The organism is Kluyvera sp. Awk 3, assembly GCF_028069715.1.
Taxonomy (GTDB): domain Bacteria; phylum Pseudomonadota; class Gammaproteobacteria; order Enterobacterales; family Enterobacteriaceae; genus Kluyvera; species Kluyvera georgiana_A.
Window position 1 is genome coordinate 1 of sequence record NZ_JANEWH010000113.1, and the last position, 15,160, is coordinate 15,160.

Sequence of the window (15,160 nt, forward strand, 5' to 3'; positions counted from 1 at the left end):
TATTTAATTCAATACCGTATAATTATTGAGTCAAAAATATGTGTATAAAATTGCAGTGCCAGTTTTCGCTGGTTTTCGGCAATTTGGCCAGGAATGGAAACCATGATGAGTTCTCACAGCAGAAGGCTGTCATTTACCACACCGATCTTTATTAGCTTTGCCGGCATTATTCTGTGTTTTGTCATCATCGCTACGCTAGTTACGATAATTCAACGTAACGATATTATTCGTGATTATCATAGTATTAACCGCAATTTTACCCATAACCTGGCGGTCAATTACACCGAATCTATCCTGCACGAAAACGATTATATTCTGGGCCGTGCTGCAACCTATTTAGCTCGCAACGATGAGCTGAACAGGATCGTAAATATCAATCCAGAGCAAGGGTTGCAATCCATGATGCAGCTTCTGTCGATGATGCCGACGGTCTCATCGCTATCCATCGCGGATACTGAAGGACATTACCTGCGTGCTCCGCAGGCGGTTGAGCGCCAGAACTCGCCGGTTTTCAATGCCACCACCCGCCCCTGGTTTGTGCATCAAGGAGACGTGGGGATCTTCAGCCGCTATACCCAACCTTATACCGACTTTTTTACTCAACAGCAGACCGTTACGTTGGCAAAACCGGTGATCTCAACCGATGGCAAACTGAGGGGAACGCTGGCGTTCCACTTTGATTTAGCTGCCATGAGCCATACCCTGCGCCAGATGAGGCCGCCGGTACAGGGGGAGTTCTTCGTGGTTAACCGCCAGGGGCTGGCGCTGCTGCATCCGGACAGCGGCAAGCTTTTCCAGCCGGTGGTTTCCGAGCAGTTGCTCGGCAGTATGACGGCTGGCGAAGGAGAAGTGTTCGATAAGGCTACCCGGACCTGGTATTACTACTACTCGTTCAGCAACCCCGACTGGTTTGTGATTTATAAAGTCACGGGTCATACGCTCAGCGTGCTGGCGCAGCATGAGAGCATCATCATTTCGTGGGGCTTCGCGCTGGCAGGTCTGATTATCATCACCTTCGGCCTGTATTTACGCCACGCTTCCCGCGGCATCCTGATGAACATCATCAACGCTATCAAGACAGGTGATACCAAGCGCGCGCCGGGCCTTGAGGTGATGTTGCATAAAGCCATTGAAACCAACAAAGAACGCGAGCAAGCCTACGTGCGCCAGGCCACCGTCGATTCACTCACCGGCTGTAAGAACCGCTGGGCCTTTGACACCGACATCACCGCGCTGATGAACGCGCGTCAGTCATTTGCGCTGGCGTTGGTTGATATCGATAACTTTAAATCGATCAACGATACCTGGGGTCATCTCAGCGGCGATATTGTGCTACGCAGCGTGGCGCGCGAAGGGATTGCCATCTTACAGGCGCATGGTCTGTCGCTCTACCGTTACGGCGGCGAGGAGTTTGCGGTCATTTTCCCCGCCGAGCATGTTGCCGAGTCTGCCGCGCTGCTTGAGCTGTGGCGGATGAACGTCGCCAACCGTACGTGGCGTGAGGAAGGTTTGCATGTCACCTTCAGCGCCGGGCTTGGCGAGTGGCATATGGAAACGCTGGATCATCTGGTCTCCAGCGTCGACGAGGCGCTCTACCGTGCTAAACGGCAGGGCAAAAACCGTATCGAGCGAACCTCAGAAGCCTGACGGTTTTGCCCCGTGATAGAAAACCCGCTTTGCGGGTTTTTTTATATCTTCATCGCACGAAAATGTAACCGGTTTCAGTTTTTTGAGACGATCTTTGTGATGGCTTACACACAATCGTCGCAAAGCGGTTGTTGATCGTTTCAGCTCGCGATAAACATGAGTCATCACGGGTCATGAGGGAGCATTATGAAGAATATCGTTTTATGCTGCGCTGCAGGTATGTCCACCAGCATGCTGGTTCAACGTATGAAGGATGCAGCTCAGAAGAAAGGGGTTGAAGTCTCAATTAAAGCCGTACCAGTGGCCGAATTCAAAGCGAACATCAACGAAGCAGATATCGTTCTGCTCGGTCCGCAGGTGAAGTACGAGCAGGCTAAACTGCAGGCTCTGGCAGATCCTCTGGGCAAGAAAGTCGCGGTCATCGATATGATGGACTACGGCATGATGAAAGGCGACGTTGTGCTTGAGAAAGCCCTTAAGTTAATGGAGTGAGAAAGACGTGGAAGATTTAGAATCAATCATCATGGAACTGCTGGTCAACGCCGGTGCCGCACGTAGTTCTGCATTAACCGCATTACAGCTGGCACGCAAAAGCGACTTCGAAGGCGCAGAAAAAGCGATGGAAGAGTCCCGCGAGTTTGTCAAACTGGCTCACGGTATCCAGACTCAGTTGATTGGCATCGACGAAGGCACGGGCAAGCTGCCGGTTAACCTGATTACCGTTCACTCTCAGGATCACCTGATGAACGCGATGGTTATCCAGGACCTGGCAACCGACATGATTGAGCTGTATCGCCGTATTCCACTCGTTAGCTAAGCGCACAACAACGGAATAGAAAAGGCACCCAATTGGGTGCCTTTTGCTTTTGTAAGCCGGATAAGGCGACGCATCCATCCGGGAAAGTGCTCTATGATTACCTGATGTCGCTGCGCTTATCGGGGCTACCGGAACCATAAAAAAGGCCAGTCCGAAGACTGGCCTTTTCAACTTATCGCACTAACGTGAACGATTAGTCGTTATCAGAACCACCCAGACCTGCGTTCAGCAGTTCTGCCAGGCTCGCGGTCGCTTCTTCTGCGCTAACCTGCGGCGCAACAGAAACTTCACCCGCCGCACGGCGACGGATACGATCCTGGTGGTACGCATAACCGGTACCAGCCGGGATCAGACGACCCACGATAACGTTCTCTTTCAGGCCGCGCAGTTCGTCGCGTTTGCCCGCAACGGCTGCTTCGGTCAGCACGCGAGTGGTCTCCTGGAACGATGCCGCGGAGATGAAGGACTCGGTTGCCAGAGACGCTTTGGTGATACCCAGCAGATCGCGGGAGAAGGTTGCACCCACTTTGCCGTTCGCTTCCAGCTCGCGGTTAGCGATCTTGACGCGGGAGTATTCAACCTGCTCGCCTTCCAGGAAGTCGGAGCTACCAGCGCTTTCGATGGTGGCTTTACGCAGCATCTGACGAACGATAACTTCGATGTGTTTATCGTTAATCTTAACGCCCTGCAGACGGTATACGTCCTGCACTTCGTTAACGATGTAACGAGTAACAGCATGTACGCCACGCAGACGCAGGATGTCGTGCGGTGCTTCCGGACCGTCGGAAACCACGTCACCACGTTCTACACGTTCACCTTCGAACACGTTGAGCTGACGCCATTTCGGAATCATCTCTTCGTAAGGTTCGCTACCGTCTACCGGAGTGATAACCAGACGACGTTTGCCTTTGGTTTCTTTACCGAAGGAAATGATGCCGCTGATTTCAGCCAGGATTGCCGGCTCTTTCGGACGACGTGCTTCGAACAGGTCGGCAACGCGCGGCAGACCACCGGTGATGTCCTTGGTACCGCCGGATTCCTGCGGAACACGGGCCAGGGTGTCACCAGAACTGATCTGAACGCCATCATCCAGCTGAACAATCGCTTTACCCGGCAGGAAGTACTGGGCAGGCATATCAGTGCCTGGGATCAGAACGTCGTTGCCCTGAGCATCAACAATTTTCAGTGCCGGACGCAGGTCTTTACCACCCGCAGTACGCTCTGCAGAATCCAGAACCACCAGAGAAGACAGACCGGTCAGCTCGTCGGTCTGACGAGTAATGGTCTGGCCGTCGATCATGTCAGTGAAGCGAACAAAACCGCTTACTTCGGTGATAACCGGCATGGTGTGCGGATCCCAGTTTGCAACGGTTTCGCCGCCGGCAACCTGTTCGCCATCACCTTTCGCCATAACGGAGCCGTAAGGCACTTTATAGCTTTCTTTGGTACGGCCGAATTCGTCGATCAGTTTCAGCTCGGTGTTACGGGAAGTGATAACCAGTTTACCGCTGGAGTTCACAACCGACTTCGCGTTGCTGAGCTTGATGCTACCTTTGTTCTTAACCTGGATGCTGGATTCAGCAGCCGCACGAGATGCCGCACCACCGATGTGGAACGTACGCATCGTCAGCTGTGTACCCGGCTCACCGATGGACTGTGCAGCGATAACGCCGATAGCCTCACCTTTGTTGATGATGTGGCCACGCGCCAGGTCACGACCGTAGCAGTGCGCACATACACCAAAGTCGGTGTCACAGGATACAACGGAGCGAACCTTCACGGAGTCAACGGAGTTAACTTCCAGCAGGTCACACCACTGTTCGTTCAGCAGCGTGTTACGCGGAACCAGAATGTCCGCGGTACCCGGCTTCAGAACGTCTTCAGCAGTCACACGACCCAGTACGCGATCGCGCAGCGGCTCTTTAACGTCACCACCCTCGATAACCGGGGTCATGGTGATGCCTTCCAGGGTGCCACAGTCGTCTTCAGTAACAACCAGGTCCTGTGCAACGTCAACCAGACGACGCGTCAGATAACCGGAGTTCGCTGTTTTCAGTGCGGTATCCGCCAGACCTTTACGCGCACCGTGCGTGGAGATGAAGTACTGGAGTACGTTCAGACCTTCACGGAAGTTCGCGGTGATTGGCGTTTCGATGATGGAGCCATCTGGCTTCGCCATCAGACCACGCATACCTGCCAGCTGACGAATCTGTGCTGCAGAACCACGCGCACCGGAGTCGGCCATCATGTAGATGCTGTTGAAGGAAACCTGCTGCTCTTCTTCGCCGTTACGGTTAATAACGGTTTCAGTTTGCAGGTTGTCCATCATCGCTTTGGATACACGATCGTTCGCCGCGGCCCAGATATCGATAACTTTGTTATAGCGTTCGCCAGCGGTTACCAGACCAGACTGGAACTGTTCCTGAATCTCAGCAACTTCCGCTTCCGCTTCGCTGATGATTTCGTATTTCTTCTCCGGAATCACCATGTCGTCGATACCAACAGACGCACCTGAACGGGCTGCATAGGCAAAGCCGGTGTACATGGTCTGGTCAGCAAAGATAACGGTCGGTTTCAGGCCCAGAATGCGGTAACAGGTGTTCAGCATTTTGGAGATCGCTTTTTTACCCAGCGGCTGGTTCACAATAGAGAACGGCAGACCTTTAGGAACGATCATCCACAGAATGGCACGACCAACGGTAGTGTCTTTCAGTGTGGTTTTTGCTACGAACTCACCGTTCTCGTCTTTTTCGTATTCAGTGATACGAACTTTAACGCGAGCGTGCAGTTCAGCCTGGCCAGAGCGGTACAGACGTTCCGCTTCTTTCGGGCCAGTCAGCACCATGCCTTCGCCTTTGGCGTTGATTTTGTCACGGGTCATGTAGTACAGACCCAATACCACGTCCTGAGACGGAACGATGATTGGCTCACCGTTCGCCGGAGACAGGATGTTGTTGGTAGACATCATCAGTGCACGCGCTTCCAGCTGGGCTTCCAGCGTCAGCGGTACGTGAACAGCCATCTGGTCACCATCGAAGTCGGCGTTATATGCCGCACAAACCAGCGGGTGCAGCTGGATAGCTTTACCTTCGATCAGTACCGGTTCAAAGGCCTGGATACCCAGACGGTGCAGTGTTGGTGCACGGTTCAGCATTACCGGGTGTTCGCGGATAACTTCGTCCAGGATATCCCAAACGACAGCTTCTTCGCGCTCAACCATTTTCTTCGCGGCTTTGATGGTGGTGGCCAGGCCACGCAGTTCCAGTTTGCCGTAGATGAACGGTTTGAACAGCTCCAGTGCCATTTTCTTCGGCAGACCGCACTGATGCAGACGCAGGTATGGACCTACGGTGATTACAGAACGACCGGAGTAGTCAACACGCTTACCGAGCAGGTTCTGACGGAAACGACCCTGCTTACCTTTGATCATGTCGGCCAAAGATTTCAGAGGACGTTTGTTAGAACCGGTGATCGCACGACCGCGACGACCGTTATCCAGCAGGGCGTCGACCGCTTCCTGCAGCATACGTTTTTCGTTGCGTACGATGATGTCCGGCGCAGCCAGATCCAGCAGACGTTTCAGACGGTTGTTACGGTTAATGACGCGACGATACAGATCGTTCAGGTCAGAAGTCGCGAAACGACCACCATCCAGCGGAACCAGCGGACGCAGATCTGGCGGCAGAACCGGCAGAACGGTCAGGATCATCCACTCTGGCTTGTTACCAGACTGTACGAACGCTTCCAGCAGTTTGATACGCTTGGTCAGCTTTTTACGCTTGGTTTCGGAGTTGGTTTCGTTCAGCTCTTCACGCAGAGTTTCACACTCTTGCTCCAGATCCATGCTCTTCAGCAGGGCCTGGATAGCTTCCGCACCCATCTTCGCGTCGAATTCGTCACCGAACTCTTCCAGCGCGTCCAGATACTGCTCTTCAGTCAGGATCTGTTGACGTTCCAGGTTGGTCATACCGCCTTCGATAACCACATAAGATTCGAAGTACAGTACGCGTTCGATATCGCGCAGCGGCATATCGAGCAGCAGACCGATACGGGACGGCAGCGATTTCAGGAACCAGATGTGGGCAGTCGGACATGCCAGCTCGATGTGGCCCATGCGCTCACGGCGCACTTTGGTCTGGGTCACTTCAACGCCGCACTTCTCACAGATCACACCGCGGTGTTTCAGGCGCTTGTACTTACCGCACAGGCACTCGTAGTCTTTTACCGGCCCAAAGATACGGGCGCAGAAAAGGCCGTCACGCTCAGGCTTGAACGTACGGTAGTTGATGGTTTCCGGCTTTTTAACTTCACCGAAAGACCATGAACGGATCATGTCTGGCGAGGCCAGAGCAATTTTGATCGCATCAAACTCTTCGGTTTTAGTCTGCGCTTTCAGAAACTTTAATAAATCTTTCACGGATTTGCTCCCGTCGGAGTTAGCACAATCCACTGCCGGGAATTACCCCGGCAGCAGTGACCTGTTTGAGCGAGGATTACTCGTCTTCCAGTTCGATGTTGATGCCCAGCGAGCGGATTTCTTTCAACAGTACGTTGAAGGATTCCGGCATGCCCGGTTCCATCTGATGGTTGCCATCTACGATGTTCTTATACATCTTAGTACGGCCGTTCACGTCATCAGACTTAACGGTGAGCATTTCTTGCAGGGTGTAGGCGGCGCCGTAAGCTTCCAGCGCCCACACTTCCATCTCCCCGAAGCGCTGACCACCGAACTGCGCCTTACCACCCAGCGGCTGCTGAGTAACCAGGCTGTAAGAACCGGTGGAACGCGCGTGCATCTTGTCGTCGACCAGGTGGTTCAGTTTCAGCATGTACATGTAACCTACGGTTACCGGACGCTCGAACTGTTCACCAGTACGGCCGTCGAACAGGGTGATCTGACCGGAGGTCGGCAGGTCGCCCAGCTGCAGCAGTTCTTTAATTTCCGCTTCTTTCGCACCGTCGAATACCGGCGTTGCGATCGGCATACCTTTACGCAGGTTTTCAGCCAGACGCAGAACTTCATCATCGCTGAAGGTGCTCAGGTCGACTTTCTGACGAACGTCGGCGCCCAGATCGTAAGCACGCTGGATGAACTCGCGCAGTTTCGCGACTTCCTGCTGCTGTTTCAGCATGGCGTTGATCTTATCGCCGATACCTTTCGCAGCCATACCCAGGTGGGTTTCAAGGATCTGACCGATGTTCATACGCGATGGTACGCCCAGCGGGTTCAGAACGATATCTACCGGCGTACCGTTAGCATCGTGCGGCATATCTTCGATCGGGTTGATCTTGGAGATAACACCCTTGTTACCGTGACGACCTGCCATTTTGTCACCAGGCTGGATACGGCGTTTAACGGCCAGGTATACCTTAACAATCTTCAGCACGCCCGGTGCCAGATCGTCGCCTTGGGTGATTTTGCGGCGTTTCGCTTCGAGTTTCTTCTCAAACTCGTGCTTCAGTTCGTCGTACTGTTCAGCCAGCTGTTCCAGCTGATTCTGTTTCTCTTCGTCGGTCAGGCCGAGCTCCAGCCAGCGATCGCGAGGCAGTTTGTCGAGCTTCTCAGCTTCAACACCACCGGCAACCAGCACAGCGTAGATACGGCTGAACAGGCCAGCTTCGAGGATCTGCAGTTCTTCAGACAGGTCTTTCTTAGCCTGCTTCAGCTGCATCTCTTCGATTTCCAGCGCACGTTTGTCTTTTTCTACGCCATCGCGAGTAAAGACCTGAACGTCGATAACGGTACCGGAAACGCTGTTTGGTACGCGCAGAGAAGAGTCTTTAACGTCAGACGCTTTCTCACCGAAGATCGCACGCAGCAGCTTCTCTTCTGGCGTCAGCTGGGTTTCACCTTTCGGCGTTACCTTACCAACCAGAATGTCGCCACCGGTGACTTCTGCACCAATGTAAACGATACCGGATTCATCCAGTTTGGAGAGCGCAGCTTCACCCACGTTCGGGATGTCGGCGGTGATCTCTTCCGGCCCCAGCTTGGTGTCACGGGACACACAGGCCAGTTCCTGAATGTGGATGGTGGTGAAACGGTCTTCCTGAACAACACGCTCGGATACGAGGATGGAGTCTTCGAAGTTGTAACCGTTCCATGGCATGAATGCCACGCGCATGTTCTGACCCAGCGCCAGCTCACCCAGGTCGGTGGACGGGCCATCTGCCAGCACGTCGCCGCGCTCGATTGGCTCACCCAGAGACACGCAAGGCATCTGGTTAATACAGGTGTTCTGGTTAGAACGGGTGTATTTGGTCAGGTTGTAGATGTCGATACCCGCTTCGCCCGGATACATCTCGTCTTCGTTAACTTTGATAACGATACGGGATGCGTCGACGTACTGAACGGTACCGCCACGCTTAGCCACTGCAGTAACACCGGAGTCGACGGCTACAGCACGTTCCATACCGGTACCAACCAGCGGCTTATCAGCACGCAGAGTTGGAACGGCCTGACGTTGCATGTTCGCACCCATCAATGCACGGTTGGCGTCATCGTGTTCCAGGAACGGGATCAGGGACGCACCGACGGATACCACCTGCTGGGTGGATACGTCCATGTAGTCAACCTGGTCGCGGCTGAACAAGCTGGATTCGCCTTTGCTACGGCAGGTCACCAGATCTTCTACAAAGTGGCCTTCGTCATCCAGGTTGGAGTTCGCCTGAGCGATAACGTAGTTGCCTTCTTCGATAGCAGACAGGTAATGAATTTCGTCGGTTACAACACCGTCGGTCACTTTACGGTACGGAGTCTCAAGGAAGCCGTATTCGTTAGTCTGTGCGTACACGGACAGGGAGTTGATCAGACCGATGTTCGGACCTTCAGGCGTTTCGATTGGACATACGCGACCGTAGTGAGTCGGGTGTACGTCTCGAACTTCGAAGCCTGCGCGCTCACGGGTCAGACCGCCCGGGCCGAGTGCGGAGATACGACGTTTGTGCGTAATCTCAGACAGCGGGTTGTTCTGGTCCATAAACTGAGACAGCTGGCTGGAACCGAAGAACTCTTTCACTGCTGCGGAAATCGGTTTGGCGTTGATCATATCCTGAGGCATCAGGGTATCCAGATCGCCCAGAGACAGACGCTCTTTCACCGCACGCTCTACACGTACCAGGCCAACGCGGAACTGGTTTTCCGCCATTTCGCCTACGGAACGGATACGACGGTTGCCGAGGTGGTCGATATCATCGACTTCGCCTTTACCGTTACGGATATCGATGAGCTTCTTCATCACTTCGATGATGTCGTCTTTGCTCAGGATACCGGAACCTTCGATTTCGTCGCGCAGCAGAGAACGGTTGAACTTCATACGACCAACCGCAGACAGGTCATAGCGGTCTTCGGAGAAGAACAGGTTCTCGAACAGGCTTTCAGCAGCTTCGCGAGTCGGCGGCTCACCAGGGCGCATCATGCGGTAGATTTCTACCAGCGCGCTCAGACGATCGTTGGTTGGGTCGACGCGTACAGTTTCAGAAATGTAGGCACCGTGGTCCAGATCGTTAGTGAACAGCGTTTCGATACGCTTATGGCCAGACTGGCTCAGCTTAGCCAGCAGATCCAGGCTCAGCTCCATGTTAGCCGGGCAGATCAGCTCGCCAGTAGATTCGTCAACGTAGTCTTTAGAAGCGACTTTGCCAGCGATGTACTCAACCGGAACTTCGATATGTTTGATATCGTCTTTTTCCAGCTGGCGAATGTGGCGCGCAGTAATACGGCGGCCTTTTTCAACGTACACTTTACCGTTCGCTTCGATGTCGAAGGACGCGGTTTCGCCACGCAGACGTTCTGGAATCAGCTCCATCTGCAGCTTGTTGTCGCGAATTTCGAAGACAACTTTCTCAAAGAACAGGTCAAGGATCTGCTCAGTGGTGTAGTTCAGCGCACGCAGGATGATGGTCGCAGGCAGTTTACGGCGACGGTCGATACGTACGAACAGGTTGTCCTTCGGATCGAATTCGAAGTCCAGCCAGGAACCACGGTAAGGAATGATGCGCGCGTTATACAGCACTTTACCCGAAGAGTGGGTTTTGCCTTTATCGGAGTCAAAGAAGACGCCTGGGCTACGATGCAGCTGAGAAACGATAACACGCTCAGTACCGTTGATAACAAAGGTACCGTTGTCGGTCATGAGCGGAATTTCGCCCATGTAGACTTCTTGTTCTTTAATGTCTTTGACGGTGCCTTCCGGCGCTTCGCGCTCGTAGATCACCAGACGCAGTTTTACGCGCAGCGGTGCGGAATAGGTCACGCCACGGATCTGACATTCCTGAACGTCAAAGACCGGTTCGCCAAGGCGGTAGCTGACGTATTGCAGCTCGGAGTTACCGCTGTAGCTTTTAATCGGGAATACGGAACGGAAAGCCGCTTCCAGACCATACTGACCTTCAGGATCTTGCTCGATAAACTTCTGGAACGAGTCAAGCTGGATAGAAAGGAGATATGGGACATCCAGTACTTGCGGACGTTTACCAAAATCCTTACGAATACGTTTTTTCTCGGTATAGGAGTAAACCATAGGGTTCCTCAGCTCGCTGACAAGTCGACGCATCTGTCCATGGGCAGACAGTTTGTGCAACACTATTTTGTTGACCGGAAAATGGAACACTTTCCGCAATACCTGTTGCTATCACGCTTAAACCATTTCATTGCGATTTACACAGAGCGAGCACCCTGTCGCAATATATTAAGTCGTCGATAGAAACATGCATTGTCAGGACAACCAGTAGTCAAACAGTGTGAAATGCTACTGGCGCCATACAGCGCAAAATGGCTGGTGACTAAAAAGTCACCAGCCATCGGCCTGATTACTCAGGCTTCAACCAGAAAAGTTGGCTTATTTAACTTCAACTTCAGCGCCAGCTTCTTCCAGAGATTTTTTCAGTGCTTCAGCGTCATCTTTGCTCACGCCTTCTTTCAGAGCGGCCGGAGCAGATTCTACCAGGTCTTTAGCTTCTTTCAGACCCAGGCCAGTTGCGCCACGTACTGCTTTGATTACAGCAACTTTGTTAGCGCCAGCAGCTTTCAGAATTACGTCGAATTCAGTTTTTTCTTCAGCAGCTTCAGCCGGGCCAGCAGCTACAGCTACAGCAGCAGCAGCGGAAACACCGAATTTTTCTTCCATTGCAGAGATCAGCTCAACAACGTCCATTACGGACATAGCGGATACTGCTTCAATGATTTGATCTTTAGTGATAGACATTTAAATTGTTCCTGAATATCAGAATAAGTTTATACGTAAGCAGATGCTTTACAAAGATAACTGCGATTAAGCAGCTTCTTTCGCATCGCGTACAGCAGCCAGAGTGCGAACCAGTTTGCCAGCCGAAGCTTCTTTCATGGTTGCCATCAGGCGTGCAATTGCTTCTTCGTAGGTCGGCAGAGTTGCCAGGCGGTCGATCTGAGACGCCGGGATCAGCTCACCTTCAAAGGCTGCAGCTTTGACCTCAAATTTTGCATTCGCTTTCGCGAACTCTTTGAACAGACGAGCAGCAGCGCCCGGGTGTTCCATAGAGTATGCAATCAGGGTCGGACCAACAAACGTGTCTTTCAGGCACTCGAACTGAGTACCTTCAACGACGCGACGCAGCAGGGTGTTACGAACAACACGCATGTATACGCCAGCTTCACGACCTGCTTTACGCAGTTCAGTCATTTTATCTACAGTTACGCCACGGGAATCCGCAACTACTGCAGACAGCGCGCCTTTGGCTACTTCGCTGACTTCAGCAACAATCGCTTGTTTGTCTTGAAGATTTAAAGCCATTAGCTTTGCTCCTGGATGTTTGCCAGAGCTTATGCTCTGGAACTCACTTCACTCATCTCAACGAGAAGAGCGTCTTAATACGGTGAGCAGAAACAAGCCAAAGAGTACTTTAAAAAATAATCTTAGCGTTCTGTCACCGTCTACGCAGGGCATTAAGTTTCTTGCGAAACACCTGCGGTCTTCGACGGAGGCCTGGATAGGCCAGGCTCCAACGAACAAATCTTTTTAGCCGCTAACTTTTGTTAGCAAACGTGGGGGTAAGATTGTAGACAAAATCACCGCCCACGTAAAGGCATTAGTTTGCAGCAGCGCTCAGGCCAGCCTGGTCAACTGCAACACCCGCACCCATGGTGGTGGAGATGCTAACTTTCTTGATGTACACGCCTTTCGCCTGAGTCGGTTTTGCTTTTTTCAGCGCAACCAGCAGAGCTTCCAGGTTTTCTTTCAGTTTGTCAGCGTCAAAGTCCACTTTACCGATGGTGGTGTGGATGATGCCGTTTTTGTCGTTACGGTAACGAACCTGACCCGCTTTAGCGTTCTTAACCGCTTCAGCAACGTTCGGAGTTACAGTACCAACTTTCGGGTTTGGCATCAGGCCGCGCGGGCCCAGAACCTGACCCAGCTGGCCAACAACGCGCATTGCATCCGGGGAAGCAATAACAACGTCGAAGTTCATTTCGCCTTTCTTGATCTGTTCAGCCAGATCTTCCATACCTACCAGCTCAGCGCCAGCAGCTTTAGCTGCTTCAGCGTTCGGGCCCTGGGTAAATACGGCAACGCGAACAGAACGGCCAGTACCGTGCGGCAGTACAGTTGCACCACGTACGTTCTGGTCAGATTTACGAGCGTCGATGCCGAGGTTAACGGCAACGTCAACGCTTTCGTTGAATTTAGCAGTGGCCAGCTCTTTCAGCAGAGAGATAGCTTCGTTGATGTCGTACTGTTTAGTTGCATCAACTTTTTCACGGATCACGCGCATACGCTTGGTCAGTTTAGCCATTTCTTAGTCCTCCACTACCAGGCCCATGGAACGTGCAGTACCTTCGATGGAGCGAGTCATCGCTTCAATGTCGGCACCGGTCATGTCGGCAGCTTTGGTCTGCGCGATTTCCTGCAGCTGAGCGCGGGAAATTTTACCTACTTTGTCTTTGTTCGGCTTACCGGAACCAGACTTAATACCAGCCGCTTTCTTCAGCAGAACTGCTGCCGGAGGCGTTTTGGTAATGAAGGTGAAAGAACGGTCAGCGTAAACTGTGATAACAACCGGAATCGGCAGACCTTTTTCGATGGAATCAGTCTTCGCGTTGAACGCTTTGCAGAATTCCATGATGTTAACACCCTGTTGACCCAGAGCAGGACCAACTGGCGGACTCGGGTTTGCCATACCAGCTGCAACCTGCAGCTTAACGTAGGCTTGGACTTTCTTAGCCATTCTAAAATCCTCTAATTGGGTAATAGCGCCTCAAGGAGGCTCCCCGTGAATAAAAATCGTTTTACAGGCCGTGGCCCATAAAAACAAAAGGCGCGAAATTGTATGTCAATTTCGCGCCCTATGCAACGATTAGATCGATGCTTTTTTGATCGCAGCCTTACGCTTTCTCAACCTGAGCGAAGTCCAGCTCTACCGGGGTCGCACGACCGAAGATAGAAACAGACACTTTCAGGCGAGACTTCTCGTAATCCACTTCTTCAACCACGCCGTTGAAGTCAGCGAACGGACCGTCGTTAACGCGAACCATTTCACCCGGTTCAAACAGCGTTTTCGGACGCGGCTTATCACCAACCTGCTGCAGGCGGTTCATAATCGCATCAACTTCTTTATCGCTGATTGGCGCCGGACGGTCAGAGGTACCGCCGATAAAGCCCATTACGCGCGGAACGCTGCGCACCAGGTGCCAGCTCGCGTCGTTCATCACCATCTGAACTAATACGTAGCCAGGGAAGAATTTGCGCTCGCTCTTACGACGCTGGCCGCCACGGATTTCAACCACTTCTTCGGTCGGAACCATGACTTCGCCAAACAGCTCTTCCATGTTGTGTAATTTGATATGCTCGCGCAGCGAAGTCGCTACACGGCCTTCGAAACCGGAAAACGCCTGAACGACGTACCAACGCTTTTTAGGTGCTTCAGACATCTTAGAACCTCAGGCCAGTGATAAAGGATACCAGGCGAACCAGAATACCATCCAGTCCCCACAGGATCAGTGACATTACCGCAGTGACCGCAGCAACGATCAGCGTAGTGTGCAGCGTTTCCTGGCGAGTCGGCCAAATCACCTTACGAACTTCCGTTCTCGCTTCACGAGCAAACGCAACGGTCGCTTTGCCTTTCGTCGTCAACAGCGCGACACCACCCGCTGCAGCAATAATAATTACTACGGCCAGCGCACGCAGCGGCAGCATCATGTCGCGATAAAGGTAGTTACCCACAATTGCGACAATCAGCAATACGGCAACAACGACCCACTTCATCGCTTCCAGGCCGCGCCCGCTCCCTTGAGCTTCGGTATTCGCACTCATAAACCAACCTGTCAGAAGTATTCTACAAACATTTCCACCCCGCGATTGCGAGGCGATCCAAACCGAAATAAGTTTCGGACTAAACGCCCTCTACAGAGCCTGTCTCAGCAATGATTATGGCAAAAATAATCACTGATGAGCCAGGTTCTGGTTCGACAGCGTACAAAAAGGGCATCAAATGATGCCCTTTTATTGCGCATTGCGTCAAATGTTATCAGCAATTAGCTCATTACTTTGGCAACAACGCCCGCGCCAACGGTACGACCGCCTTCACGGATTGCGAAACGCAGACCATCGTCCATCGCGATCGGGTGGATCAGGGTAACAACCATTTTGATGTTGTCGCCCGGCATTACCATCTCTACGCCTTCCGGCAGTTCGATGGTACCAGTCACGTCAGTAGTAC

General features: G+C 52.6%; 11 protein-coding genes and 1 pseudogene. 3 read left to right on the top strand and 9 right to left on the bottom strand.

Annotated features, from left to right (window positions below):
- Positions 1 to 105: 105 nt before the first annotated feature.
- The 3 genes from NNN71_RS19005 to NNN71_RS19015 all read left to right on the top strand — a co-directional run bounded on the left by NNN71_RS19005 (position 106) and on the right by NNN71_RS19015 (position 2,464).
- A complete protein-coding gene (locus tag NNN71_RS19005) occupies positions 106 to 1,647 on the top strand; it encodes a sensor domain-containing diguanylate cyclase (protein WP_167577363.1) in 1,542 nt (513 codons plus the stop codon).
- A gap of 186 nt (positions 1,648 to 1,833) precedes the next feature.
- Positions 1,834 to 2,139, top strand: a complete 306-nt coding sequence (locus NNN71_RS19010) for a PTS sugar transporter subunit IIB (protein WP_064546542.1) — start codon at positions 1,834 to 1,836, stop codon at positions 2,137 to 2,139.
- 7 nt (positions 2,140 to 2,146) lie between these two features.
- Positions 2,147 to 2,464: a PTS lactose/cellobiose transporter subunit IIA gene (locus tag NNN71_RS19015; RefSeq protein WP_064546540.1), complete on the top strand. Its 318-nt coding sequence runs from the start codon at positions 2,147 to 2,149 to the stop codon at positions 2,462 to 2,464.
- Positions 2,465 to 2,657: 193 nt separating this feature from the next.
- On the opposite strand, the gene rpoC is transcribed toward NNN71_RS19015, so the two are convergent.
- From rpoC to tuf, 9 genes and pseudogenes are all read right to left on the bottom strand, one after another.
- Positions 2,658 to 6,881, bottom strand: a complete 4,224-nt coding sequence (gene rpoC / locus NNN71_RS19020) for a DNA-directed RNA polymerase subunit beta' (RefSeq protein ID WP_163449377.1) — start codon at positions 6,879 to 6,881, stop codon at positions 2,658 to 2,660.
- A gap of 76 nt (positions 6,882 to 6,957) precedes the next feature.
- The gene (rpoB, locus tag NNN71_RS19025; protein WP_064546536.1) at positions 6,958 to 10,986 is read right to left on the bottom strand and encodes a DNA-directed RNA polymerase subunit beta; all 4,029 of its coding nucleotides are present in this window, start codon (positions 10,984 to 10,986) and stop codon (positions 6,958 to 6,960) included.
- Positions 10,987 to 11,304: 318 nt separating this feature from the next.
- Positions 11,305 to 11,670, bottom strand: a complete 366-nt coding sequence (gene rplL / locus NNN71_RS19030) for a 50S ribosomal protein L7/L12 (RefSeq protein WP_000028882.1) — start codon at positions 11,668 to 11,670, stop codon at positions 11,305 to 11,307.
- Positions 11,671 to 11,736: 66 nt separating this feature from the next.
- Positions 11,737 to 12,234, bottom strand: a complete 498-nt coding sequence (gene rplJ / locus NNN71_RS19035; RefSeq protein WP_001207203.1) for a 50S ribosomal protein L10 — start codon at positions 12,232 to 12,234, stop codon at positions 11,737 to 11,739.
- Between the two features lie 295 nt (positions 12,235 to 12,529).
- On the bottom strand, positions 12,530 to 13,234 hold the full coding sequence (gene rplA, locus NNN71_RS19040) for a 50S ribosomal protein L1 (RefSeq protein ID WP_064546534.1): 705 nt from the start codon (positions 13,232 to 13,234) through the stop codon (positions 12,530 to 12,532).
- A 3-nt stretch (positions 13,235 to 13,237) separates the two neighbouring features.
- On the bottom strand, positions 13,238 to 13,666 hold the full coding sequence (gene rplK, locus NNN71_RS19045) for a 50S ribosomal protein L11 (protein ID WP_012133815.1): 429 nt from the start codon (positions 13,664 to 13,666) through the stop codon (positions 13,238 to 13,240).
- Between the two features lie 157 nt (positions 13,667 to 13,823).
- Complete coding sequence (gene nusG / locus NNN71_RS19050; protein WP_003862341.1) at positions 13,824 to 14,369, bottom strand: transcription termination/antitermination protein NusG; 546 nt, start codon at positions 14,367 to 14,369, stop codon at positions 13,824 to 13,826.
- 1 nt (position 14,370) lies between these two features.
- A complete protein-coding gene (gene secE / locus NNN71_RS19055) occupies positions 14,371 to 14,754 on the bottom strand; it encodes a preprotein translocase subunit SecE (protein ID WP_064546531.1) in 384 nt (127 codons plus the stop codon).
- Between the two features lie 221 nt (positions 14,755 to 14,975).
- A pseudogene (gene tuf, locus NNN71_RS19060) lies at positions 14,976 to 15,160 on the bottom strand (elongation factor Tu); the annotation flags it as partial.